The organism is Novosphingobium sp. YAF33, assembly GCF_052113265.1.
Taxonomy (GTDB): domain Bacteria; phylum Pseudomonadota; class Alphaproteobacteria; order Sphingomonadales; family Sphingomonadaceae; genus Novosphingobium.
Genome location: NZ_JBFRCW010000003.1, coordinates 178,224 through 202,935, shown reverse-complemented (window position 1 = coordinate 202,935; position 24,712 = coordinate 178,224). Strand labels below are relative to the sequence as shown.

Sequence of the window (24,712 nt, the reverse complement as noted above, 5' to 3'; positions counted from 1 at the left end):
TCACGCTGCGATCCGTGCGGGCAGCCGGGCGTCGATCCCGCAGAGCCTCAGGTAATTGGCCAGCATCGCATGGCCATGCTGGGTGGCGATGCTTTCCGGATGGAACTGCACGCCATGGATAGGCAGATCGGCATGGCGGAAGCCCATGACATGGCCATCGTCCGAGCGGGCGTTGACCTTGAGCGCTTCAGGAATGTCCTCGACGATCAGCGAGTGATAGCGGGTCGCCGTGAAAGGTGAGGGAATGCCTGCGAAAACGCCGGTATCGTCATGAGTCACCGGCGAGGTCTTGCCGTGCATCAGCCCGCCGCGAACCACTTTGCCGCCGAAGTACTGGCCGATTGACTGGTGGCCCAGACAGACACCGAGCAGGGGCTTGCCGGCATCGGCAGCGGCGCCCACGAGGTCGAGGCTGATGCCTGCCTCGTTAGGCGTGCAGGGGCCAGGCGACAGCAGGAAACCCTGGGCGCCGCTGTCGATGGCCTGCGCGGCGGAGAGCGCGTCGTTACGGACGACTTCGACTTCGGCGCCAAGTTCCATCACGTAATGGACGAGGTTCCAGGTGAAGCTGTCGTAGTTGTCGATGACGAGGATCATTTAACGCCTTTCGTCGCTTTCTCGACGACGATCAAGGGGCCGAGCGGAGGTCCGCCGTCCACGCGCCCGTGCTCGGGGTCCCAGAGCGAGGATACGCTGCCGTCGAGAAACAGCGCATTGGGGCAATCGAGTTTGTCGCGGAACAGCCGGGCGAGCTTGCCGAAGGACACCGGCTCGTCCGAAATCACGAAATGCGCGCGGCCTTTCCGGTCGACGCCCACGGCATTGCGCAGCTTCCTCGATTCGCCGTCCGCGTCGATCTTGGGGTGAAGCTTGCCGCCGATCACCAGCATCGGTCCGGACTGCGTGCCGAAGTCGGGCCGGTTGGAGACGCTCTTGGCGAAATCGTCCGTGGCTCGGATCGCCCATTGTCCTTTCGCGTCGCCATAAAACACGCCGTTGGGCTGGAGGTGGAAATTACCCCAGCCCGCGTTGGTGTTGAGCTTGTGGCCCCGCTCGCCTTCCTCGACGAAATAACCGATGGGCTGTCCCTTGTCGTCGAACATGCCGCCGTTCATCGCGAAGGCCACCGCGTGCCGGCCGGAGGGGCGGCTAGCCGCCAGTTCCGACAGGCTGCGATAGGGCGCAGCGCCCTTGGGGCCGAGCACCATGTGGATCGAATGGCGCGCAGGATCGGCCAGGCAATGCGTGAAGCTTGCGCCTTCGAACGTCGCGCCTTCACAGGACGGAGGCGGTGGGGAAACCTTGGGCTCGGGGGCGGCGTCGGATGAGCAGGCGGCGACGAGGAGCGCGAAGGCGGCAATGCTGCCGGCGCGCGTCACCATCGGCAGGCTGCTGCCCCGGACTTGAGGCCGAAGTTCCGGAGACCCAGGTTCCGAAGCCCCGGGATCGGGAAGGCCTTTACGCCGCTCACTGCCCGAAGCCCGGTTCACCGGCGACGCGAACCGCTTCGCGGGCCGCGGCAAAGAGCGCGCCGGACTTGGCCTCGCACTCGCGCTGCTCGTAGGCGGGGACGCTGTCGGCTACGATGCCGGCGCCGGCCTGAACGTGAAGGATGCCGTCTTTCAGCACGCCGGTGCGCAGCACGATGCAGGAATCGACCGAACCGTCCGGGGCAAAATAGCCGACGCCGCCGGCATAGGCGCCGCGCGTTTCCGGCTCCAGCTCGGCGATGACCTCGCAGGCGCGAACCTTGGGCGCCCCGGAAACGGTGCCTGCCGGGAAGCCTGCGAAGACGGCGTCGATGGCATCGTGCCTGGCCGTGTCGAGCTTGCCCACCACGTTCGAGACGATGTGCATGACGTGGCTGTAGCGTTCGATCGTGTAGCTGTCGGTCACTTCGACGGTGCCGGCAGCCGCCACGCGGCCGACGTCGTTGCGGCCGAGGTCGAGCAGCATGAGGTGCTCGGCCCGTTCCTTGGGATCGGCAAGCAGGCTGACTTCGTTGGCCTTGTCTTCCGAGGCCGTCTTGCCGCGCGGACGGGTGCCCGCGATGGGACGGATCGTCACTTCGCCCTCGCGGACGCGGACGAGGATTTCCGGGCTCGAGCCGATCAGCGCGAAGCCGGGCATGTCGAGGAAATAGAGGAAGGGCGACGGGTTCACGCGGCGCAGCGAGCGGTAGAGCGCCAGCGGAGGCAGGGTGAATTCGCAGGTGAAACGCTGCGCCAGCACGACCTGGAAGATGTCGCCCGCCTCGATGTAGTCCTTGGCCTTGAGAACCATGGCTTCGTAGTCGGACGCGGACATGACCGGGGTCTGGACGGGCTCGGGAAGATCGCTCGCGCTGGGCAGGACCGGGGCGGGCGCGGCCAGCTTGCGCAAGGCTTCGTCGATGCGCTCGGCGGCCAGTTCGACCAGGCGCTCCGGCGTGCCGGCTTCCGGCCAGAGCGGGGCGACGCAGAAGAGTTCGTCGCTCAGGCGGTCGAACACCAGTATCAGCGAAGGGCGCACGAACAGCATGTCGGGCAAGGCGAGCGCGCTTTGCGGCGCGCGCGGCAGCTTTTCGACAAGGCCGATGGTCTCGTAGCCGAAATAGCCGACAAGGCAGGCGAGGGCGGGCGGAAGCGCGGCAGGAACGTCGAAGCGGCAGCTTTCGACCAGCGCACGCAGTTCCACCAGCGTCTCGCCGGCCAGCGGCGCGAAAGCCTCGCGGTCGTTCTGCCAGTCGCGGTTGATCTCGCAGCCCTGGCCTTCGGCGCGGAACACCAGGTCGGGATCGAGGCCGATCAGGCTGTAGCGCCCGCGCGTCTCGCCGCCTTCGACCGATTCGAGCAGAAAGTCGCCGCGGCCTTCCTCGAAGAGCTTGAGCGCGACGGCGACCGGGGTTTCGGTATCGGCCACGAGCTTGCGCCAGAGCAGTGCCGGCTTGCCCTTGGAGAGCTGCGCCAATGCCGCAAGGCGATCCGATTCGCGTTCCATGACCCCGGTCTTCATCTGATTGGCCTTATTCGGCGCTGGCGGTGCCGGCGAGCTGGTCGCGCACGGCCTTGATGGCCTTGTCGTGCTTGGTCACGCCCACTTCCTTGCGGATCGCCTTGCCGAGCGCGTCGGTATAGGCCTGGCCCATCTGGCCGCCCAGCTCTCGCTGGGTGCCTTCGACGAGCTGGGGCGATTCGACCTTGCCGGGCACGACGTCCTTGAGGACGACGACGAACCAGCCGCGATCCTGTCCGGCCGACTGCACCTTCACGGTGCCCTTGGCCATGTGGAACATCAGCGAGACCGGCGGCGGCACCTGGCGGCCCGAGCGCAGCGCTGCAGTCAGCGTGGCGCGCGACATCGAGACCTGCTCGACGGGCAATTGCTTGCCTGCAGCGGCAACGGCCTGTTCGACGGTCTTGCCCTGGCGGATCTGCGTCTGGATCTGGAGCGCGGCGGCCTTGGCAGCAGCCCCGCCCTTGTCGAGCGCCCAGGCGGCCTTCACGTCGCCGACGATCTCCTTGTAGGGAGCCGGCGCGGAAGGCGTGATGTCGGTGACGTCGTAGACGATGAAGTTGCGCTCGGCCGCGACCTGGTTGCCGTCCTTGCCAACTTGCGCGGTCTGCGGCTTTTCCTGGTCCATGCCGAAGGCGGTCTTCAGCACCGGCTGCAGCAGGGCAGGCGCGGTCTCACCGGGCTTGCCGTAGATCTGGCCGTTTGCGGTGACCGGTGCCGTCGTCTCGACAGAGGCGCCAAGCGACTTGGCGACTTCGACGAGGCTGGCGCCATTGGCGAATTCGTCCTCGATCTTGGCGAGCAGGTCGGTGAAAGCGGCCTGCTTCTTTTCGGTGCTCAGCTTGGCGGCGATCTCGTCCTTGACGGCGGTGAGGGGGCGCTCAGGCTTCTTCTGCTCGTCCTCGACGCGGATCAGGTGCCAGCCGAGAGCGCTTTTCTGCGGCGCCGTGAGCTTGCCGACAGGGGCTGCAAACACGGCGTCGGCAACGGCCGGCGAGAACTGGCTGGAGAGCTGGTCCTTGCTGAAGAATTCAAGCTTGGCGGCGGAAAGTCCCTTTTCCTGGGCAGCGGCTTCGAGCGTCTTGCCGCCCGCGACTTCGGCGGCGACGGCCTTGGCCGCGGCTTCGGTCGGAACGATCAGCTGGGTGATCTTGCGATTGTCCTGCGCGGCGTAGATCGACTTGTCCGCCTGGTAGCGCTTGGCGATATCCGCGTCCGTGGGAGCGGGGATCGCCTTGACCGCGTCCTCGCCGAAGGTGGCATAGCGGATCACGCGGCGTTCGGGACGGATGAAGGCGTTGGTGTGGCTCTTGTAGAAGGCCTGGAGATCGGCGTCGTTCGGCTCTTTCGCAGGGAAGAACAGCTGCGAGGGAAGGGCGACGACCGAACCGGCGCGGTTCTCGTCGAGCAGGGCCGCATAGCGCTTGGCCGCGAACGTCGACATCGAGGTGCCGAACTGGGCGGGGAGCATGAGCTGCTGCGCGATCAGGCCCTGTGCGATGTCTTCGCGAAGCGACTTTTCCGAAAGACCCTGCTGGCCGAGAAGCTGGCGGAAGGTTGCCTGGTCGAACTTGCCGTCCACGCCCTGGAAGGCGGGAATTCGGGCGATCTCGCTGTCGATCAGGCGGTCACCGGCGACGACGCCGATCTTCTTGCCGAAGAACGCGGTCGCGGTGCGATCGATCAGTTCGTCGAGGACCTGCTCCAGGCCGCCCTGGGCGATGAGGACCTTCATGGTCATCGTCGGATCCTGGGCCTGCACCCGCGAAAGCGCGGACTTGGCGGCCAGGCCCAGTTCGTTCTCCTCGACCTCGTCCTTGCCGACAGTGGCGACGGACTTGCCCGCGGTGATCCCGGTGGAATCGCCCAGGCCGGTCAGGTCGCCGCCGACGAAGGCCAGCGTGATGAGCACCAGCACCGCCAGGGCAATGCCGGCACCGATCTTGGACTTCAGGAGGTTTCGGAAGAGTGAGAGCATGTACCGTGCCGATCAGCGTGTAAATTGGGTTCAATCGGAGCGCGATGGCCTTGCCACCGCGCGAAACGGGGCAGGCTTTAGGGTGGCTTGTGTCATCCTGCAATGGCGACGTTCGATAAGGCGCTCGCGACTCGGGAAATCGTGGCTTCCATCCGCGGTTGCGACTGAACCGGGAATGCACGGATTTTGACAAGTGAGCCCTCCGTGCACTAGCAGCGCCCCGAAAGCGCGGCTTGTGATTCCCGCTCCCAGCGGGCCTTCCGGGCACTCTGCGCGCTCTGAAATCAAGGTTTCCCAATAACATGGCTGGTCTGCCTTACATCGTCGGTAACTGGAAAATGAACGGCACGCGTGCGATGCTCAATGAGGCGCGCGCGATCGACCGGGCTGCCGCACGCTTTCCGAAGGTGCAGGTGGCGGTCGCACCGCCGGCGACGCTGCTCTACCGCGTCCGCGATGCCGTCGAACTGATCGGTGTCGGCGGGCAGGATTGCCGCGCGGAAGACAGCGGTGCCTTCACCGGCGATATCTCTGCCCCCATGCTCAAGGATGCAGGCGCGGACTTCACGATCGTCGGCCACTCGGAGCGCCGCACGCTTCACGGTGAGCGCGATGGCGACGTGAAGGCCAAGGCCGAGGCGGCGCTCGCCGCGGGCCTCGCGGTGATTCTCTGCGTAGGCGAAACCGAAGCCCAGCGCGATGCAGGCGATGCCGAATCCGTGGTCGCCGCGCAGATCGAGGGCTCGGCTCCGGCCATTGACGGCCTGCCCGAGAAGCTCTCGCTGGCCTACGAGCCGGTCTGGGCGATCGGCACCGGACGCGTGCCCTCGATCGAGGACGTGGCCGCCATGCACGCGGCGATCCGCGCCAAGCTCGTTGCCATCTACGGTGAGGGCGGGGCGGACGTGCGCATTCTCTACGGCGGCTCGGTAAAGGCGGAGAACGCCGGCGAACTGCTCTCCGTGCCCGACGTGGGCGGAGCGCTGGTCGGCGGTGCCAGCCTGAGCGCCGAGAGCTTCCTGGCGATCGTCGGTGCCGCAGCCTCGCTGGGCAACGACTGACTTTCCGATTTCGGCCGGATCGCGCGCTTTGTGGCGACGGTTCGGCTGATGACTTGCACAGAAGGCCGCGAGCGCCTATCTGCGCGGCTTGAGACGAGGGCACGGCTTCCGCTGGAAGCGTCCCCACAGAAGACTGAGAAAAACGCAAGATGCTGTTCACCTTCCTGACCGTTGTCCAGGCGATTGTCGCGCTCCTGCTCGTCGGGATCATCCTGATGCAGAAGTCGGAAGGCGGCGGTCTCGGTGTCGGCGGCGGTAGCCCTTCGGGCATCATGTCGGCGCGCGGTGCGGCCAACTTCATGACCCGTGCAACCGGCATTCTTGCGGCGATCTTCGTGATCCTTTCGATCGTGCTGGCGGCACTGGCGGTCAATGAGACCACTGGCCGCGACATCGATACTTCGCTTCAGCGCGAGACGGCTCCGGCCGCGCCCGCGCAGCCGGCCGATCCGCTCGCCGGCGCAGCTGCCCCGGCTGCCGCTCCGGCAAACGGCGCCAGCCCTGCTCCTGCCGGGACTGCGCCTGCTGGAACCGCACCGGCCAATGATCCGCTTTCGGGTGCTGCCGGCCAGTAAAACGGTCCGATCAGCAGGGTTCACCCCGGCGCATCATCGTAACAGGAATGCCGTCTGGCTCTGGCAGGCGGCATTTCATTCGTTTTGAACTGTGGATTCAGGCACAGCGCTCTTGCGCTCGTGCCCCCATGCAATTTAAGGGCCGACTCCCATGGCGCGGCATATTTTTATCACCGGCGGCGTGGTCTCCTCGCTCGGCAAAGGTCTCATGGCGGCGAGCCTCGCGGCTCTCTTGCAGGCACGCGGTTATCGCGTCCGCATCCGCAAGTTCGATCCCTATCTGAACGTCGATCCGGGCACGATGAGCCCGTATCAGCACGGCGAAGTCTACGTCACCGACGATGGCGCGGAGACGGACCTCGATCTGGGCCACTACGAACGCTACACCGGCGTTTCGGCGCGCCAGGCCGACAACATCACCTCGGGTCGTATCTACCAGGACATCATCGCCAAGGAGCGCCGCGGCGACTACTTGGGCGCCACCGTCCAGGTGATCCCGCACGTCACCGACGCGATCAAGGACTTCGCGATGACGGAGACCGAGGATCTCGACTTCGTTCTCTGCGAGATCGGCGGCACCGTCGGCGATATCGAGGGCCTGCCCTTCGTCGAGGCGCTGCGCCAGCTGCGCAACGAACTGGGCCGCGAGCAGACCTGCTTCGTCCATGTGACGCTGGTGCCCTATATCGCGGCGGCCGGCGAGCTGAAGACCAAGCCGACGCAGCACTCCGTGCGCGAGCTGACCGGCCTCGGCATCCAGCCCGACATCCTGCTGTGCCGCTGCGACCGGGAACTGCCCGAGAGCGAGCGCCGCAAGATCGCGCTGTTCTGCAACGTCCGTCCGCAGGCGGTGATCCCCGCGCTCGACGCGCCGAACATCTACGCGGTACCGCTCCAGTACCACCACGAGGGTCTCGACGCCGAAGTGCTCCATCACTTCGGCATGGCGTCGGAAGCGCCGGATCTGTCGCGCTGGAACGACATTACCGACCGCTTCGAGCACCCCGAGGGTGAAGTGACCATCGGTGTCGTTGGCAAGTACGTAGGTCTGCAGGATGCCTACAAGTCGCTGAACGAAGCGCTCGTTCACGGCGGCATGGCCAACCGCGTGAAGGTCAACGTCAACTGGATCGATGCGGAAATCTTCGAGAAGGAAGATTCGGAGATCGCCGCGGCGCTCGAACCGATGCACGGCATCCTGGTACCGGGCGGCTTCGGCGAGCGCGGCACCGAGGGCAAGATCGCATCGGTGCGCTTCGCCCGCGAGCGCGAAGTTCCCTTCTTCGGCATCTGCCTCGGCATGCAGATGGCCTGCATCGAAGGCGCCCGCTCCGCGGGTGTCGAGAAGGCCAACTCGACCGAGTTCGGACCGACCGAAGATCCCGTCGTCGGCATCATCACTGAGTGGATGGGCAAGGACGGCCTGGAAAAGCGCGCAGAAGGCGGCGACCTTGGCGGCACGATGCGCCTTGGCGCATACAAGGCCGAGCTTTCGCCCAACAGTCACGTTGCCTCGATCTACAACGCCACCGAGATTTCGGAGCGCCATCGTCACCGTTACGAGGTCAATGCCCAGTATCGCGAGACGCTGGAAGGCGATGGCCTGATCTTCTCCGGCATGTCGCCCGACGGCCTGCTGCCCGAGATCGTCGAGCGGCCGGACCACCCGTTCTTCGTGGGCGTGCAGTTCCATCCGGAATACAAGTCCCGCCCGTTCGAGCCGCATCCGCTGTTCGCAGGCTTCATCGCCGCGGCCTTGCGCCAGGCGCGACTGGTCTGATTTTCGGACAGGGTTGAAATTAAAGAGGCGGTCTCGCAGGAGGCCGCCTCTTTTCGTTTGCGCGGGTTCTCGCTCGGACCGGCGGTGGCTGCTCCGGCCTCCTGCCTCCTGCCTCCTGCGTCAGGCGAGCACCGAGAGCAGCACGGTGATCGTGCCGACCGACAGCACGGTGGAAACGAGAATGACCTTGGCCGTCAGCGCGCCTTCGCGGCGATGGAACTCCGCGAGCATGAACGGCCCCGTGCCGGTCGGCAGGGCCGCCAGGAGCACGGCGGCGTCGCGAAGCGGCTTGGTGAGCGGGAACACCCAGAGAGCCAGAACCAGCGTCAGGGCCGGATAGAAGAACAGCTTGAGCGCCACGAGAAGGGCGGTCTTTCCGGTTCCCCCGGCTTCCGTTTCGCGCGGTTCCGCCAGGAACATGCCGAGGCAAACGAGCGCGCAGGGGCTGGCGGCCGATCCCAGCAGCTTGAGAAAGGCGTCGAGGGGCGCTGCGACGCCGACGCCGCTGGCCATTACCGCCGCGCCCAGCAGCGGGGCCAGGACCAGGGGATTGCGAAACAGGGCCTGGAGGACGCGCAGGAGGATCGTCAGAGGGCGGCCGCCCGACTGGTTGCCGAACTCGATCAGCACGATGGCGACGGCGAACAGTACGCAGACGGTGTTGATCGTGGCGATCAGGGTCAGCGCCTGCGATCCGGGGCCAAGGGTCGCCAACAGAAGGGGGAAGCCGAGGAAGGCCGTGTTCGAGTAGGCGCCATTCAGGCCGTGGATCGCGGCGTTGCCGATCGGCGCTCCGGTCAGCCGGCTGACGGCCACCGTCGCGGCGAAGAAGAAAAACGTGCTCAGCCCGAAAACGGCAAGGAAGCCCGGCTGCCAGATGTCCGCCAGTTGCGCCTTGGCGACAATGTCGAACAGGAGCGCCGGGAGCGCGAGATAGACCACGAAACGGTTCAGTTCGGTCGTCGACTGGGGGCTGAAGATGCCCACCCGCCGCGCCAGCCAGCCCACGAAAGTCAGCGCGAAGATCGGCAGGACGATCAACAGGATAGAGATCATGGAGCGCGGCAGCCTTCAACTCAGCAAAGTCTGCGGCTTAAGTGCTGGGTCGGTGCTGTCCATCGCTCTTTTTCCCGGAAGCGATGCGAGGGTTGCAATCGGACGTCAAAAAGGGCGGCCCGGATATCCCAGGCCGCCCCGATCTGCAAATTATCGAACTGTTCAGGCGGCGGCGGAATCGTCGCCTGCACTGCCGTCCACCACGGTCAGCGTATGGCCGCCGATGGCGATCTTCTTGGGCTTCATCGCTTCCGGCACTTCGCGCAGGAGGTCGATGACCAGCAGACCGTCGGCAAGGTCCGCGCCGTCGACGCGAACGTAGTCGGCCAGCTCGAACCGGCGCTCGAAACCGCGCTGGGCGATGCCGACATGCAGCATTTCGCTGTCCGCCGCTTCATCGGGCTTGTGGCCCTTGACGACCAGCAGATTGGCCTGTGCGGTGATATCGATGTCCGCCGGCTTGAAACCCGCGACGGCCAAGGTGATGCGATAGGCATCCGGGCCGCGGCGTTCGATGTTGAAGGGGGGGTACTTGTCGCCCGGGTTCGCGCGGCCCTGGTTTTCGATCATGTCGAACAGGCGGTCGAAGCCGACCATGGTACGGCGATAGGGCGAGAAATCGATACGGTTCATGACAAAAATCCTCCAATGAGCAATCTTCGTTTCGTCGGGGCCCGGACCTCCCGGCGCCCCGTTTTCAAGCCATGCCCTTGGCGGGCCATGACTTGAATTCCTAGATATGGTAGCCGCCCCCTGTTTCAAGGCCCCGTCCGGCGGCCTTCGGAACGTGGGCTTGCCCAGGTGCAGCGGCCCGGTCGCCAAGAGACGAAAAGGAAGAATTCGATGAGCCAGCCGAAGGTGGAAATCTATACCAAGTGGGGCTGCCCCTACTGCGTCATGGCCAAGTCGCTGCTGGACGATAAGGGCGTTCCCTATGAGGAATACGATATTACGATGGGCGGGCCCAAGCGCGACGAAATGCTCGAACGCGTGCCGGGTGCCCGAACCGTTCCGCAAGTGCTGGTGGACGGCAAGCCTTATGGCGGGTTCGACGATATCGACGCCTTAAACCGGGCGGGCAAGCTCGACCCCGTCCTCGGTCTCTGACCGCCATGGGCCGCGCTGCGCTGTTCCAGATGACTTCGGGCATCGATCCCGAGGCCAACGCCGCCGCCATCGTTTCCGCCATTCGCGAGGCGAAGGCGGGGGGTGCGGCGATGCTGTTCACGCCCGAGATGTCCGGCCTGCTCGATCGCAAGCGGGAGAGGGCGGCGGCGAACATCGTCGGCGAGGCCGATGATCTCGTTCTGGCCGCGGCGCGCGAGGCGGCTGCGCGCGAAGGGATCTGGGTTCATCTCGGCTCCCTGGCCGTGCGTCCTGACCGCGATACGCCGGAACGGCGGTATGCCAATCGCGCCTTCGTGATCGACGACAGCGGCGAAGTCCGCGCGCGGTACGACAAGATCCACATGTTCGACGTGGATCTTGCGACCGGCGAATCCTGGCGCGAATCGAACGCCTATGCGCCCGGCGAGCGGGTAGTGACGGTGGAAACGCCGCTGGGCCGGCTTGGTCTGGCGATCTGCTACGATGTGCGCTTCCCCGCATTGTTCGAAGCGCTTGGCCGTGAACGCTGCGACCTCGTGGCGATACCTGCGGCCTTCACGGTGCCGACGGGCCGCGCCCACTGGCATCTCATGCAGCGCGCCCGCGCCGTGGAAGCCAGCGCTTTCGTGCTGAGCGCCGCGCAAGTCGGCCATCATGAGGACGGCCGCGAGACTTATGGCCATTCGTTGGCGATCGATCCCTGGGGAGACGTTCTGCTGGACCTTGGCGGTGACATGGCCGGCCKGGGTTTCGTCGATATCGATCCCGCGCGGATCGCGGAAGTCCGCGGACAGCTGCCGAGCCTTGCCAACCGCCGCGAGATCGCCAAATAGGCCGCATGCCCATCGTCTTTGATCTCGAATGCCGTTCCGCGCACCACCGTTTCGAGGGCTGGTTCAAATCCTCGGAAGATTTTGCGCGCCAGCAGGAGCATGGGCTGGTCGCCTGTCCTCATTGCGGCTCGGCCGAAGTGGGCAAGGCCGTCCAGGCGCCGCACCTTGGCCGGAAGGGCAATCAGCGGGCCGAGCCGGCGCGGGCGCCTGCTTCGACCGCGGCCGTGCCGGCGCCACCTGCGGGCAGAGCCTCGGTGCCTCAGGCGCTGGAATTGCCGCCTCAGGCCGTCGAGGCCCTGCACAAGCTGGCGATCATGCAGGCCGAGGCCTTGAAATCGAGCCGTTTTGTCGGTGACAGCTTCGTCGAGGACGCCCGCGCCATGCATTATGGCGAGCGCGACAGCGAATCGATCCATGGCCGTGCGAGCGTGGAGCAGGCCAAGGAACTCATGGAGGAAGGCATCGCCGTTGCCGCCCTGCCGTTCCCGGTGCTGCCGCCCGAACAGGCCAATTGAATCGCCCCATTCAACAGATTGCCAAGTTCGGCACTGCAAGCTAGGACGCGCTCGAGTGCGCCCGTAGCTCAGCCGGATAGAGCACCAGATTCCTAATCTGGGGGCCATGGGTTCGAATCCCGTCGGGCGCACCAACAAAAAATGCCCGCGTTTATCGCGGGCATTTTTATTTTCGGCTGACGGAATTTCACATCCGAAAGATCAGGCGAACTTTTCCTTGAGGTCGTAGAGCGCCACGGCGGCCTTGGCCGCTTCGCCGCCCTTGTCCTTCTGGCCCGGTTCGGCGCGGACGAGTGCCTGTTCCTCGTTCTCGACGGTCAGGATGCCGTTGCCGATCGGAATGCCGTCCATCGTCAGCGCCATGATACCGCGTGCGGATTCGCCGGCGACGATTTCGAAGTGATACGTCTCGCCGCGAATGACGACGCCGATCGCGACATAGCCGTCATAGTCACCGGTGGCATCTGCCAGCGAGATGGCGGCCGGGATTTCCAGCGCGCCGGGCACGGTGATGACTTCGGCCTGGTGGCCGGCGGCCTTCAGGGCGGCCTTGGCGCCGGCGATCAGCTTGTCGTTCAGGTGGTCGTAGAAGCGGGCTTCGACGATGAGAAAGCGGGCCATGTCAGTTCGCTCCTTCGGAGGCGGGGATGGGGCGTTCGCCGGCGATGTTCAGGCCGTAGCCTTCCAATGCGACGAGCGAGTGATGGGTATTGGTCAGCAGGATCATGTCGTGGATGCCGAGTTCGGCCAGGATCTGGGCGCCTACTCCATAATCGCGCAGTTCCTCAAGGTCCGGGTTTTCACCGGCGCGGAACTGATGCTTGATATCCATGACGCGCGAGATCGCACCGGTCATCTGGCGATTGATGACGACGATCACCCCGGAGCCCTCTTCGGCGATCATTTCCATCGAGCGGTGCAGCAGGGCGCCGCGGTCGCTGGAATCCTCGCCCAGCACGTCCACGAACATCGACAGCGTGTGCATCCGCACGAGCGTAGGCTTGGCGGGGTCGATACGCCCCTTGATCAGCGCCATGGTCTCTTCGCCGGTGGCCTTGTTGAAGTAGCTGCGAGCCAGCCACTGGCCGCCGTAGCGGCTTTGGAACGTGATCTCGTTCTTCTTCTCGACCATGCGATCGTGCTTGCGGCGATAGGCGATGAGATCGCGGATCGTGCCGATCTTCAGGTCATGAATGCGCGCGAAACCGATGAGGTCGTCCATGCGCGCCATGGTGCCGTCATCCTTCATGATCTCGCAGATCACGCCCGAAGGATTGAGGCCGGCAAGGCGGGAGATGTCGACTGCGGCCTCGGTGTGGCCGGTGCGGACGAGCACGCCGCCGTCGCGGGCACGCAGCGGGAAGACGTGGCCGGGGGTGACGATATCGGCCTTGGTCTTGGTGCCGTCGATCGCGACTGAAATGGTGCGCGCGCGGTCGCCTGCCGAAATGCCCGTGGTCACGCCTTCGCGCGCTTCGATGGAGATCGTGAATGCCGTCTCGTGACGCGTGCCGTTGTGCTGGCTCATCAGGTCTAGGCCGAGTTCCTCGACGCGCTGGCTGGTGAGCGTCAGGCAGATCAATCCGCGGCCATGGGTCGCCATGAAATTGATCGCCTGCGGTGTGGCCATCTGCGCCGGGATCACAAGGTCACCCTCGTTCTCGCGGTCCTCGTCGTCGACCAGGATGAACATGCGGCCATTGCGCGCTTCGTCGATGATTTCCTCGATCGGCACGAGGACCGGACGGTCGTCGTTCGAAAGGAGGAAGCGTTCGAGCTTGGTCAGCGTGTCGGCAGTGGGATTCCAGTCAGGCTCGGTGCAATCACGCAGGGTATTGGCGTGAAGCCCGGCGGCGCGGGCGAGGCCGGCCCTGCTCATGCCACCCTCGTTCACGAGCCTGCGGACCTGTTCGATCACATTACCAGCCATTGGAAATCCATTCTCACATTTCAATGTGATTTCCATATGAACCGATCACATCGAAATTCAAGACCCTTTGAACACCGGCTTGCGCTTTTCCAGGAACGCTTCGACCGCTTCGGCGTGATCGTCCGTCGCGTGGGCGGCGGACTGCATGGCGGCGGCCATTTCCAGCAGCGTCGCCAGATCGCTGCGACGACCTTCCCACAGCAGGCGCTTGGTCATGCGCACCGCGTGAGGCGGATTGGCGGCGATACGCCGGGCGAGGGCGCGCGCTTCGTCCATGAGGAGATGGTCGGGCACCACTTTGGAGACCAGCCCACAAGCGAGGGCCTCGGCAGCGTCGATCATGTCGCCGGTGAGCGCCATTTCCGCGGCTTTCGACCATCCGACCACGCGGGGAAGCAGCCAGGAACCACCATCGCCTGCGATCAGGCCGATTTTCACGAAACTTTCGGCAAAGCGCGCGCTCTCCCCGGCGATGCGAAGGTCGCACATACAGGTAAGATCGCAGCCCGCGCCGGCCGCTGCGCCGTTGACGGCGGCGATCACCGGCACTTCCAGCTTGGAAAAGGCGAGGGGCAGGCGTTGAATTCCGCGCTTGTAGTTGAGGCGGGTGCGGATCGGCACGCCGCCGTTGACGTTGCCGCCCGGCTTCATCTCATTGATGTTGCCGCCTGAGGAAAAGCCCTTCCCGGCGCCGGTCAGGATCGCCACCCGGGCGGCCGGATCGCTGTCCAGCCTTTCCAGCGCCGCGAGCAGGCCTTCGATCACTTCGGGATCCGAAATGGGATTGCGCATGTCCGGCCGGTTCAGCGTGAGCGTGACGATCCCTTCGCCGTCGATGTCGTAAAGTACCGCTTCTTCCATGCGCTCTATCCTTCTCCGTTTGCGCATGCCTTAGCAGGTTGACGCATAGGGAAAAGGGGCCGGACGCCGCGACGTCCCGCCCCTTTTTCGGTAATGCCCAAACGGGTCCGCGTCAGGCGGGCTGCTTGCTCATCATCCTGGAGATGTCCACCTGACCGGTGACCAGGCCGCCCATGAACCCGCCGTCCACGGGCATGACGATGCCGTTGACGACGCCCGCAAGCTTCGAATTGACTAGCACGAGGGGACCGGCCTGTTCTTCGGGCGTGGTGTAGCGGCCCAGCGGCTCTGCGGCGGCGTCCACCACATCCTTGCCCGAGGTGGCATGGAAGGTCGCCATCATCGGCGTCTGCGTGGGCGAGGGAAGCGAGCAGTTGATGCGGATGCCCTTCTTGATGAGCTGGGCGCCCATGAACTGGGTCCAGACGATCACCGCTTCCTTCGAGAAGGCGTAACCTTCGGCCACCTGGTCGAGATTGGCGTCGCACCAGGCGAGACCCGCATCGAAGCCCTGCGTGGCCAGAAGCTGCATGTGCACGGGGATGCGGCGGCTCCAGCCGAGGCCACCGGTCGACGCGATCGAGACGATGGCCCCGCCTTCGCCCATCAGCGGCACGACTTTATCGGTAAGATGGCGGGTGCCGAGGAAATTGACTTTCATCACGTCGAGCGCGGGAAAACCGCCGCCGCCCGGAAGGCCCGCGCAGTTGAACAAGGCGTCGACTTTGCCGCCGACGCCGTTCACCGCCGCTTCGATCGTCGCGGGATCGCGCAAGTCGATCTGCGTGAACGAGGCCATGGGAACGGCGCTTTGCTTGAAGTCGAACCCGTGCACTTCGGCGCCGAGATCCACCAGCATCCGTGCCGTCGCTTCGCCCATGCCCGAGAAGCAGCCGCTGACGATCACGCGCTTGCCCTGGTATCCGAGAACGTCTTGCCCTTGAACCTTGGTCATCTCGCTGTCCTTCCTCTCCTGCGGGCCACTGCTGCGGACGGAGTCCGGGTGACGAAGCCTTGCGCTTCTTGCCGCGCGATATCGGGCTGTAGCTAGTCCGAGAAAGGCGCCGTCATCAACTGCCTGAAGGGCTGATCGCCGGCACGATGACGCACCGGCGATGGGACATGACGGGCGGCCGGAAGGGAAGGTGACTCGATTAGTCGACCTGGCCGCGAACCTGCTCGGCCTTGCGGCGCTTGTGACGATCGAGTTCGGAGGCAGAAGGGACGCGGTTGTCGATTACGTCTGCCAGCACAGCCCCGCGCTCGCCGGCGGGCAGGGAGGGCCCCGTGGTGGTATCGCAGTAAGTCTGCCGCTCGATCTCGGCATTCACGAGTGCGCCAAGCAATACGCCGTAAGCGGACAGGTAGAGCCACATGAGGAAGACGACGATGGCCGACAGCGAACCGTACGTCGCGTTGTAGTCGCTGATATAGGCCACATAGAGGGAGAACCCGAACGAGACGGCGATCCATAGCAGAGTTGCCAGCAGGGAGCCGGGCGCCAGCCAGCGCCACTTCGCCGGGCTGCGGTCCGGACCATAGCGCATGATCAGCGCGAAGCCGCCGCTGCCCAGCGCCACGGCGGCGACCCAGGTGAGCCACTTGAACAGGATGGCCGTGGCGTCGCCCAGGAAAACGCTGGTCTGGGTCTGCAGCCAGGCAAACACACCGCCCGACAGCACGCCGGTCAAGGCGATGAGCACGGCGGAAACCGTGAGGCCCACGGCCCGCAGTGTTAGCGAGACGGTACCACGGGTCTCGCGCTCCTCATTGATGATGTTGAGCGCGCTGATCATCCCGTTGGCCGCACGCATGCCGCCGAATATCGCGAAGAAGAGCGCGATCAGCAGGGCAAACCCGGTCACCCCGCGACTGGTGGTGACGATCTGCACGAGCTGCTGCTCCAGCATGCGCGCCACTTCCGGCGGAACCACCTCGACGATGCTCTGCATCTGGGCATGCACCGTCTCCACGTTGCCGAACAGGCCGTAGATCATCACCGTCGCACCGATCAGCGGCGTCAATGCCAGGAAGCAGTAGAATGCCAGCCCCGCGGAAAGCAGGCCAAGCTCATGGAAGCCGCTCATCACGTAGACGCGCTTGAGGATCTTCCACCAGGCCCTGCCCGGAATCTGCCAGGGGGCATTTGCGTCGGTTCCGAGCGGTTTCGGCGCGGACTGTGTCGACATCTCGTCCTTGACGGTTGACGTCGATGTTCCTTCGTCAGATTTCATTGCTTACCCACTTGCGGCAGGGAACTTTCGCTGTTGCAATGCGATAGGGTATTCCACGAGGGGGCCTGTTGCCCATTCTCGACAGGGGGTGTTACATCGCGCTGCTCATGCCTTGGCTAATCGATCAAAAGCCGGCTTGTTCCCTTTCGCTGCGCGACGGTGCGGGACTTGCCACGATTTCCGTTCTTCTGGCGCTGTCGGTCGCTCCGGCACGCGCGCAGGACGAGGGGGGGCGCCCATCCGCCCAGACCACGTCGCGTACGGAGGCCCAGTCCTCTGCCGGGTCCTCTGCCGAGACGGCCTCGGTGCCGGACGACGATCAGGTGCAGGCCGGCAAGCTCGTCATCCCGCATCCGCCGGCCAATGTCGCCTTGCCCGAGGTGAAGCCGGTCATCCCCGATGACGAATTCAACCAGGCGATCCCGAAGCTCGATTCGCAGGACGATCCCGAACTCGACAAGCCGCTTGAATCGATCGAAGCCTTCGAGCGTCGCATGGCGTCCGACCAGACCGATGCCAAGCCGCAGGAAGGCCAGGCCGCGCCTTTGGGTGACCCCGCGCTTTCGGATGGCGATGTCAACGAGGAAATCGGCGATGCTCCGGTCCGCGATGCGGAACTGAACGCACCGCTGCCGCCGATCGACCAGTTCGAAGTGACGCCGGTCCAGTTCGCCGAGAAGAAGGACGACAACAAGGAAGTCGAGGTTGCCTACCAGACCCGGATCGACGGTCTGGACGATGCGGACGGCGATACCGAGACCGACATGCGCAGCGAATTCCGCTCGCATTCGGCGCTCAAGAAGGGCGATGGCAAGGCTGCGAACCTGGCCATGGTCAATGCGCGCCTGACCGAAGACGCCACGCTGATGCAGACGGTGCTCTCCTCCGAGGGCTGGTACTCCCCGATTGTCACCACCCGTGTCGAGCGGACGCCGGACGGCACGGACGGTCCGCCGCTGGTCGCCGTGCTCAAAGTGGTGCCCGGCAAGCGCTATTCCTTCTCGGACATCGTCGTGAAGGCCGATCCCACCGTGCCCAGCGACCTCATCGCCAAGAACTTGTCGCTCAAGGTGGGCGAACCGATCGTCGCCGAGCGGGTGCAGGGCGCCGAGGCGCAAGTCGCACTGGCCTTGCCTGAGAACGGCTATGCCTTCGCCAAAGTGGGCGACCGCGACATCCTGCTCGACCAGGATACCGCCGAGGGTGTCTATACCCTGCCGGTGGATGTCGGGCCGCGGGGCCGCTTCGGCGGCTTCACGACGGCCGGAAAGCAGGCTTTCGATGCCGAGCACATTGGCGTGCTCGCCCGCTTCAAGCGCGGCGAACTTTACGACAGCCGCAAGGTGGACGACTTGCGCAAGGCCCTGGTGGCGACGAGCCTGTTCTCGACCGTCTCGGTGGAGCCGCGCAAGACCGGCGACGCCGCGCCTGACGATACCGAATATGTCACGCTCCACGTCCAGCAGACGGCCGGGCCGCCGCGCACGATTGCAGGCTCGGTAGGCTATGCCACGGGCGAGGGCGTCACTGCCCAGGCGACCTGGACTCACCGCAACATGTTCCCCCCGGAAGGCGCGCTGATCGGCAAGGTCATCGCCGGTACGCGGCAGCAGGGCGCCGGCGTCACCTTCCGTCGCTCCAACGCGGGCAAGCGCGACCGGACCTTCGAACTCGTGGCTGAGGCGTTTCATAACGATTACGACGCGTACAGCGCCTACACCGGCCGCATTGCCGCCCGTGTCGCGCGGGATTCGACGCCGATCTGGCAAAAGAAGTATACTTATGCCTTCGGTGTCGAGTTCCTGGCCACGGCGGAAACCGACTACAACCCCGCCACGGGCGACCGCGACCGCAAGCTGTATTATGTGGCGGGCGTCAATGGCCAGATCGGCCTCGATCAGACCGACAGCCTGCTCGATCCGACCAAGGGCTATCGCCTGACCACGCTGATCCAGCCCGAAGCCACCGTTCGCAACGGCTTCGATCCTTACGTTCGTGCGCGTGTCGATGCTTCGGCCTATTATCCGGTGATGGACAGCCTGGTGCTGGCCGGGCGCGTACGCTTCGGCACCATCCAGGGGGCCGGCCTGTTCGACATCGCGCCGTCCCGCCGTCTTTATGCGGGCGGCGGCGGTTCGGTGCGCGGCTATGCCTATCAGGCGCTGGGCGAACAGGCGCCGGACGGTACGGCCGTGGGCGGCCGCAGCCTTAACGAAGGCTCGGTCGAGGCGCGCTATCGCTTCGGCAATTACGGCGTCGTCGCATTCGTGGACGCCGGTCAGGCCTATCGCGAGACGATGCCGCAATTCAACAACTTGCGCTACGGCGTGGGCATCGGCGGCCGCTTCTACACCAATTTCGGTCCGGTGCGTCTCGACGTCGCCACGCCGATCAACCGCCAGCCCGGTGAGTCTCGCTTCAATCTCTATGTTTCGATCGGACAGGCATTCTGATGTCGGACAATGACACCATGATCCCGGCCGACGAACCGGAAAACACGGCAGAGACCGGCACGCCAGAGGCTTCTCCCAGGCCTTCGCTATGGCGGCGGGTGCGAATTCGCGCCCTGAAGACGGTCGTCGGCCTCGTCCTCGGCACGGTCGTGCTGGTCGCGGCGGTCATCTTCGGTATCGACACCGGCCCGGGCCACCGCTTCGTGGCCGAGCAGATCGCCGGACTGCAGTTCGAGAACGGCATGCGGATCAAGGTCGGCCGCATCGAGGGTTCGCTATACCGGCGAATGACTTTGCACGACCTTTCGGTGAGCGACCCGCAAGGCGAGTTCCTGTTCTCGCCGGAAATCGACGTCGATTGGCGGCCCTTCGCCTATCTCAGCAATCACGTCGACGTGCGCAGCGCCACCGCGCAGCGCATGGTTCTGCGCCGGGCGCCGAAATTCCAACCCACCCCGCCAAGCAACGCGCCGCTCTTGCCTGATATCGACATCGATATCGGGCAGCTGCGCATCGACCGGTTCATTGCCGAACCGCGCGTTTCCGGCAATCGCCGCATCGTCACCATCGACGGCAAGGCCCACATTTCAGACGGCCGCGCGCAAGTCACGGCGAAGGGCGGCACGATCGCCATCGAGGGCAAGCAGGGCGGAGACCGCTTCAACCTGATGCTCGACGCGGTACCGGCGAAAAACCGGTTGGCCATCGATGTCGATCTGGATGCGCCGACCGGCGGTGTCATCGCCGCGCTGGGCGGCCTCAAGCAGCCGCTTCGCCTGAAGCTGGGCGGCAAGGGCGACTGGAAAGCCTGGAACGGCAAGCTGGACGCCGATCTCGGCGGCGGCGACCTGGCCAATCTCGATCTTACCGCGCGCGACGGCACCTTCACGATCAAGGGCCCGACCCGCGTGGCCCGGCTCGTAACCGGACCGACCGCCAGCCTGCTGGGACCGATCACCAATCTCGACATAACCGCCGCGCTCGACCAGCGGCGGGCGAAAGTGACCGGGCGCGTCTGGAGCGATGCGTTCACGCTGGCGCCGAACGGCATCGTCGATCTTTCGTCCAACAGTTTCGAAGACCTCAAGCTCGATTTCGCCCTGTTGAAGCCGGCGGCCATCGCGCCCAACCTCAGCGGTGCGGGACTGACCGCTTCGCTGGCACTGGACGGTGCCTTCACGACGCCCAAGGTCGCCTATCGCATCAATGCCGCGCGCGTGGTGATGAACGACATGGGCCTCGAACGCCTTACCGCCAGCGGCGCGGCGCGGGTCGATGCGGACAAGATCCTCATTCCCGTCTCCGCGCGCGTGCAGCGGATCACCGGCCTCGACACCGTGGCCGGCGGGCAGCTTGCCAATGTCAGGATGGACGGAGACCTCGCCATCGATGGCGCCCGTGTCCTTTCCGACAATATGCGGCTGCGCTCGGATCGCATCGATGCGGGGCTGATCCTCGTCGCGGATGTCAGCAAGGGCTTCTATACCGGCGCGATCGACGGAAAGATCGACAATTACCGGCTCGATAGCGTCGGCATCTTCAACATCCGCACCAATATGGACCTCAAGAGCGAGGGCAGCGGCTTTGCGCTGGATGGCACCGTGCGGGCCCGGTCCACCAAATTGCTGAACGACAGTCTGCAGACGTATCTGGGCGGCAATTTCGCGGCCTCGTCGCGGGTCCACTATGGACCGGACGGCGTCGTGCGGTTCTCCTCGCTGCAGTTGAATGCCCCTGAGTTGAAGGTCAGCGGCGGGCAGGGGAGCTGGTCGCCCAATGGCCGTATTTCCCTTGCGGCGCGCGGCAGTTCCAGTCGCTACGGCGCCATCGGCGTGCGCGTGACTGGCACCATCGCCAACCCCGACGCTCATGTCACGGCTGAGCGGCCGGGCCTCGGCATCGGTCTGGCGAACCTCGATGCCCGCATCACCGGCATTCGCGGCGGCTACCGCTTCGACATGACCGGCGATACCGACTACGGGCCGCTCAAGGCGGACGTATCGCTCGGCATGGGCTCGCAGCTGTCAGTCGACATCAACAGCGCAGATCTGTCCGGTGTCGCCTTCGCCGGCCGGATGGTTCAAACCAAGGCCGGGCCTTTCGCAGGCCAGTTGACCGCGACCGGCAACGGCATCGGCGGTGCCTTGCAGCTTGATGCCGAGGGCAAGTACCAGGCCGTCGATTTCAACTTGCGCGCCAAGGACGCGGTCTTCCCCGGACCGGCAAACCTCACGATCGGTTCGGCCATCGTCGACGGCCGCGCGGTGCTCTACGACAAGCCCAGCGTCGTCGCGGACGCACAATTGGCAGGTACTTCGTTCGGTGCCGTGGACATCGCCGCCGCGCGCGTCCTGGTCGATTACCGCGATGGACGCGGCAAGGCCAAGGGCCTGGTCGAAGGCGTGAGCGGCGTGCCGTTCCGTGTCGCCCTCAATGCCGATCTCACGCCGGAACTCTGGCGTGTGGCCTTGCAGGGGCGTGTGCGCGGGCTCCAGCTCAACACGCAGTCCCCGGCGCGGATCGTTCCCAAGGACGGCGGCTACGAGCTTCTGCCCACCACCATTGCCTTCGGATCGGGTACGGCCAAGATCGCCGGCACTTACGGCGCCGGCATGAAGATCCAGAGCCGGCTCGAAAATGTCGACGTCGCACTCGTGAACGCCTTCGTTCCCGGCTACGGCCTGGGCGGCAAGGCCAGCGGCAGCTTCGATTTCGAGCAGGCCAGTTCCACGGCCTTCCCGCGCGCCGATGCCCGCATGAGCCTGGTGAACTTCACCCGCACCAGTTCCAGCACGGTGAGCCAGCCGGTCGACATCAATTTCGTCGGCAAGCTGCTGCCCGATGGCGGCGAGGCGCGCGCGGTGTTCCGGAAGCAGGGCAGCGTGATCGGCCGCCTGGTCGCCAGCTTGCGCCCGCTGCCTCCGGGCGAGGGCGCCTGGACCACGCGTCTGCTGCAGGCGCCGCTGGGTGGCGGCATCCGCTATAACGGACCGGCCGACACGCTGTTTTCCTTCGCCGGGCAGCCGGGGCAGACCCTCACCGGATCGGTCGGGCTGGCGGCGGACTTCTCCTGCCGCGTTTCGGACCCGTGCATAACCGGTCTCGTCAAGGGCAAGGACCTGACCTATGAGTATCAGGCCTTCGGCACCCGCCTCACCAACATGACGCTGGACGGCAAATTCAGCGGCAACTCGTTCGAACTGACCTCGCTGAACGCCAATGCAGGTAGCGGTACGGTGAGCGCCAACGGCCGCCTCAGCCTCGCTTCGGACGCGGGCTATCCGATGGATCTCAACGTGAAGCTGAACGGCGCGCGGCTAGCCCGCAGCGATTCGCTTTCGGCCAGCGCCACCGGCACTCTCAACCTGACCAAGCGCGCAGGCGAAACGGCACTGCTGACGGGCGACTTGCGCCTGCCGGAAACGCGCTACGAGATCGTCCGCCAGGGCGCGGTCGACGTGCCGCATCTCACCGGCGTGCGCTTCAAGCCCCGCTCCGGGCCGACGCGCGTCTCCGGCGACGAGCAGGCGGCGCAGATCAGCAGCGCCTTTTCCTCCGTCAGGCTGGACTTGCGTCTGCGGGCTCCGGAAAAGCTTTATGTCTCGGGAATGGGCCTGGAATCCGAATGGAGCGCCGATTTCCGCCTGAGTGGCACGAGTTCCGCGCCCAGCATGGCCGGTGAGGTCAAGCTGGTGCGGGGCACCCTGGGCTTCGCCGGCAAGTCCTTCGAACTGTCCGACGGCCTGATCTCGTTCAACGGCGGCCAGACGATCGATCCCACCGTGGCCATCACGGCCACTGAATCGATCGAGGATGTGGAAGTCACGGTCACCGTCAGCGGCCGGGCCTACAATCCGCAGATCGAGTTCAGCTCGGTTCCGGCGCTGCCGCAGGACGAAGTGCTCTCGCGCATCCTCTTCGGCAGTTCCATCGAGAACCTGTCGGCGATCCAGGCGGTGCAACTGGCATCGTCGCTCAACTCGCTGCGGGCCACCGGCGGCGGCATCAACCCGCTCGGCAAGCTGCGTTCGGCCGCAGGCATCGACCGCCTGCGCATCCTGAGCCCCGATGAGGCCAGTGGACGCGGTACTGCGCTTGCGGCAGGCCAGTACCTGACGGACGATATCTACGTCGAACTGATTACCGACGCGCGCGGCTTCACCGCCACCCAGCTCGAGGTCAGCGTGACGAAGTGGCTGTCGGTACTGAGCCAAGCCGGCGGTTCGGGCGTGAACAGCCTCAACATCCGCATCAAGAAGGATTACTGATGCGGCGGGGTGTGATCGCAGTGGCAGGTCTGGCGATGCTCGCCGCCTGCCACAAGGAGCCGAGCTTCGAGGAACGCTACGACGCTGCCAGCGAGAAAGTCAGCCAGCGTGCCAAGGAGATCGATGCCCAGATCTCCGCCTCGGCAACGTCGCAGGCCGGCGGTCTTCAGGCAGGCACGCAAGCGTCAGGCAATCCAGAAGCCCGCTAGAAACCACTCGGGAGGCAACCTGCGGTTTACCTGTGGCTGCTAGGGGTCCTCCCTTGGCTGCCAACAGGAGTGACAATGCAGGTAAGGGACGATTGCGGGAGGCTCAATCCGCGCCATCACGTCCTGCTTGAGGCACGTTGCCGCAAGTCCAGCTGGCACGTCTTCGGCGTGGAGTTGGCCGACATCTCAGAAGGCGGCTGCTGCATCGTGGGGAATGACGGCGATTTCGTCGTCACCCAGCGCGTCGCACTGCGCATGGCCAATCTCAAGGCGATCGAGGCGGAAGTGCGCTGGGTGCGCGATGGCCGGGTGGGCCTGGAGTTCCTGGCGCCGGTTCGCCGGCAATCCATCGAGGATCTCGCGCGGCTTTACGGCATCCCGGTAACGCGCCGGGCGGCATCGACAACCCAGGCGTGACGACACCACGCGGGTGTGTGACGCTGCTGTAGGGGTATCCGCTACGACCGGGCTGTCGCTTTGAAAGGTGGGAGGAGGCGGTGGTGGACGCACTTGGGCTCGAACCAAGGACCCGCTGATTAAGAGTCAGCTGCTCTACCAACTGAGCTATGCGTCCACACGCGTTGCCGCGTAAGGTACGGAAATGGTGGACGCACTTGGGCTCGAACCAAGGACCCGCTGATTAAGAGTCAGCTGCTCTACCAACTGAGCTATGCGTCCACGCGTTTCCGCGTAAGGACAGGAATGGTGGACGCACTTGGGCTCGAACCAAGGACCCGCTGATTAAGAGTCAGCTGCTCTACCAACTGAGCTATGCGTCCACACTGCCCTGACCTGGGCTGCCGTTGCGGGAAGTCTTGGTGGACCTCCCCGGCGGCGGAGAGGCTCCTATAGCGTCTG

Annotated in this window: 21 protein-coding genes and 4 tRNA genes; 11 read left to right on the top strand and 14 right to left on the bottom strand. The window is 65.2% G+C overall.

All coding sequences use genetic code 11. From position 1 onward, the window contains the following. The 4 genes from AB4Z00_RS08120 to AB4Z00_RS08105 all read right to left on the bottom strand — a co-directional run bounded on the left by AB4Z00_RS08120 (nt 1) and on the right by AB4Z00_RS08105 (nt 4,972). Entirely contained in the window at nt 1-597 is a 597-nt protein-coding gene (locus AB4Z00_RS08120) for an anthranilate synthase component II (protein WP_442045575.1), read from the bottom strand. Then, entirely contained in the window at nt 594-1,382 is a 789-nt protein-coding gene (locus AB4Z00_RS08115; protein ID WP_134092847.1) for a phosphodiester glycosidase family protein, read from the bottom strand. The genes AB4Z00_RS08120 and AB4Z00_RS08115 overlap by 4 nt, the downstream gene beginning before the upstream one ends. A gap of 85 nt (nt 1,383-1,467) precedes the next feature. Further along, nucleotides 1,468-2,979 carry an anthranilate synthase component I family protein gene (locus tag AB4Z00_RS08110; RefSeq protein ID WP_134092848.1) on the bottom strand — a complete coding sequence of 504 codons (1,512 nt, stop codon included), beginning with the start codon at nt 2,977-2,979 and terminating at the stop codon, nt 1,468-1,470. 25 nt (nt 2,980-3,004) lie between these two features. Further along, the gene (locus AB4Z00_RS08105; protein WP_442045574.1) at nt 3,005-4,972 is read right to left on the bottom strand and encodes a SurA N-terminal domain-containing protein; all 1,968 of its coding nucleotides are present in this window, start codon (nt 4,970-4,972) and stop codon (nt 3,005-3,007) included. Between the two features lie 302 nt (nt 4,973-5,274). On the opposite strand from AB4Z00_RS08105, the gene tpiA reads away from it, so the two are divergent. The 3 genes from tpiA (at nt 5,275) to AB4Z00_RS08090 (ending at nt 8,388) form a co-directional block, all read left to right on the top strand. Continuing rightward, nucleotides 5,275-6,033, top strand: coding sequence for a triose-phosphate isomerase (tpiA, locus tag AB4Z00_RS08100; protein ID WP_132262616.1), 759 nt, complete (start codon nt 5,275-5,277; stop codon nt 6,031-6,033). Between the two features lie 152 nt (nt 6,034-6,185). Beyond that, on the top strand, nt 6,186-6,608 hold the full coding sequence (gene secG / locus AB4Z00_RS08095) for a preprotein translocase subunit SecG (protein WP_132264079.1): 423 nt from the start codon (nt 6,186-6,188) through the stop codon (nt 6,606-6,608). Between the two features lie 151 nt (nt 6,609-6,759). Further along, nucleotides 6,760-8,388: a CTP synthase gene (locus tag AB4Z00_RS08090; RefSeq protein ID WP_132262618.1), complete on the top strand. Its 1,629-nt coding sequence runs from the start codon at nt 6,760-6,762 to the stop codon at nt 8,386-8,388. Between the two features lie 120 nt (nt 8,389-8,508). Here the strand turns inward: AB4Z00_RS08090 and AB4Z00_RS08085 are convergent, their stop codons facing one another. After that, nucleotides 8,509-9,444, bottom strand: coding sequence for an AEC family transporter (locus AB4Z00_RS08085; RefSeq protein ID WP_442045573.1), 936 nt, complete (start codon nt 9,442-9,444; stop codon nt 8,509-8,511). A gap of 162 nt (nt 9,445-9,606) precedes the next feature. After that, on the bottom strand, nt 9,607-10,077 hold the full coding sequence (locus AB4Z00_RS08080; protein WP_132262622.1) for an Hsp20 family protein: 471 nt from the start codon (nt 10,075-10,077) through the stop codon (nt 9,607-9,609). 210 nt (nt 10,078-10,287) lie between these two features. Here AB4Z00_RS08080 and grxC point away from each other — a divergent pair, with 210 nt between their 5' ends. The 4 genes from grxC to AB4Z00_RS08060 all read left to right on the top strand — a co-directional run bounded on the left by grxC (nt 10,288) and on the right by AB4Z00_RS08060 (nt 12,033). Further along, nucleotides 10,288-10,551, top strand: coding sequence for a glutaredoxin 3 (grxC, locus tag AB4Z00_RS08075; RefSeq protein ID WP_132262623.1), 264 nt, complete (start codon nt 10,288-10,290; stop codon nt 10,549-10,551). 5 nt (nt 10,552-10,556) lie between these two features. Further along, nucleotides 10,557-11,384 carry a carbon-nitrogen hydrolase family protein gene (locus AB4Z00_RS08070; RefSeq protein WP_442045572.1) on the top strand — a complete coding sequence of 276 codons (828 nt, stop codon included), beginning with the start codon at nt 10,557-10,559 and terminating at the stop codon, nt 11,382-11,384. Between the two features lie 5 nt (nt 11,385-11,389). Next, entirely contained in the window at nt 11,390-11,899 is a 510-nt protein-coding gene (locus tag AB4Z00_RS08065; protein ID WP_442045571.1) for a DUF1178 family protein, read from the top strand. Nucleotides 11,900-11,956: 57 nt separating this feature from the next. Then, nucleotides 11,957-12,033, top strand: a tRNA-Arg gene (locus tag AB4Z00_RS08060). 67 nt (nt 12,034-12,100) lie between these two features. Here the strand turns inward: AB4Z00_RS08060 and ribH are convergent. From ribH to AB4Z00_RS08035, 5 genes are all read right to left on the bottom strand, one after another. Continuing rightward, the gene (ribH, locus tag AB4Z00_RS08055) at nt 12,101-12,520 is read right to left on the bottom strand and encodes a 6,7-dimethyl-8-ribityllumazine synthase (RefSeq protein WP_132262629.1); all 420 of its coding nucleotides are present in this window, start codon (nt 12,518-12,520) and stop codon (nt 12,101-12,103) included. A gap of 1 nt (nt 12,521) precedes the next feature. Continuing rightward, a complete protein-coding gene (ribB, locus tag AB4Z00_RS08050; protein ID WP_132262630.1) occupies nt 12,522-13,829 on the bottom strand; it encodes a 3,4-dihydroxy-2-butanone-4-phosphate synthase in 1,308 nt (435 codons plus the stop codon). 57 nt (nt 13,830-13,886) lie between these two features. After that, on the bottom strand, nt 13,887-14,690 hold the full coding sequence (locus tag AB4Z00_RS08045) for a crotonase/enoyl-CoA hydratase family protein (protein WP_134092852.1): 804 nt from the start codon (nt 14,688-14,690) through the stop codon (nt 13,887-13,889). Between the two features lie 112 nt (nt 14,691-14,802). Continuing rightward, the gene (locus AB4Z00_RS08040) at nt 14,803-15,645 is read right to left on the bottom strand and encodes a coniferyl-alcohol dehydrogenase (RefSeq protein WP_442045570.1); all 843 of its coding nucleotides are present in this window, start codon (nt 15,643-15,645) and stop codon (nt 14,803-14,805) included. Nucleotides 15,646-15,844: 199 nt separating this feature from the next. Next, nucleotides 15,845-16,879 carry a YihY/virulence factor BrkB family protein gene (locus tag AB4Z00_RS08035; protein WP_442045569.1) on the bottom strand — a complete coding sequence of 345 codons (1,035 nt, stop codon included), beginning with the start codon at nt 16,877-16,879 and terminating at the stop codon, nt 15,845-15,847. Between the two features lie 152 nt (nt 16,880-17,031). On the opposite strand from AB4Z00_RS08035, the gene AB4Z00_RS08030 reads away from it, so the two are divergent. From AB4Z00_RS08030 to AB4Z00_RS08015, 4 genes are all read left to right on the top strand, one after another. After that, nucleotides 17,032-19,377 (top strand): autotransporter assembly complex protein TamA, encoded by a 2,346-nt coding sequence (locus AB4Z00_RS08030; RefSeq protein WP_442045568.1) that lies wholly within the window; start codon nt 17,032-17,034, stop codon nt 19,375-19,377. Continuing rightward, nucleotides 19,377-23,645, top strand: a complete 4,269-nt coding sequence (locus tag AB4Z00_RS08025) for a translocation/assembly module TamB domain-containing protein (RefSeq protein WP_442045567.1) — start codon at nt 19,377-19,379, stop codon at nt 23,643-23,645. The genes AB4Z00_RS08030 and AB4Z00_RS08025 overlap by 1 nt, the downstream gene beginning before the upstream one ends. Continuing rightward, nucleotides 23,645-23,854 carry a hypothetical protein gene (locus AB4Z00_RS08020; RefSeq protein ID WP_314468913.1) on the top strand — a complete coding sequence of 70 codons (210 nt, stop codon included), beginning with the start codon at nt 23,645-23,647 and terminating at the stop codon, nt 23,852-23,854. Before AB4Z00_RS08025 ends, AB4Z00_RS08020 begins: the two co-directional genes overlap by 1 nt. A gap of 75 nt (nt 23,855-23,929) precedes the next feature. Continuing rightward, nucleotides 23,930-24,271 (top strand): PilZ domain-containing protein, encoded by a 342-nt coding sequence (locus tag AB4Z00_RS08015; protein WP_132262642.1) that lies wholly within the window; start codon nt 23,930-23,932, stop codon nt 24,269-24,271. Nucleotides 24,272-24,352: 81 nt separating this feature from the next. Here AB4Z00_RS08015 and AB4Z00_RS08010 read toward each other — a convergent pair. The 3 genes from AB4Z00_RS08010 to AB4Z00_RS08000 form a co-directional block, all read right to left on the bottom strand. Then, a tRNA-Lys gene (locus tag AB4Z00_RS08010) sits at nt 24,353-24,428 on the bottom strand. A gap of 28 nt (nt 24,429-24,456) precedes the next feature. After that, nucleotides 24,457-24,532: transfer RNA gene (locus AB4Z00_RS08005), tRNA-Lys, on the bottom strand. A gap of 25 nt (nt 24,533-24,557) precedes the next feature. Then, nucleotides 24,558-24,633 (bottom strand) — tRNA-Lys (locus AB4Z00_RS08000). Nucleotides 24,634-24,712: the final 79 nt, after the last annotated feature.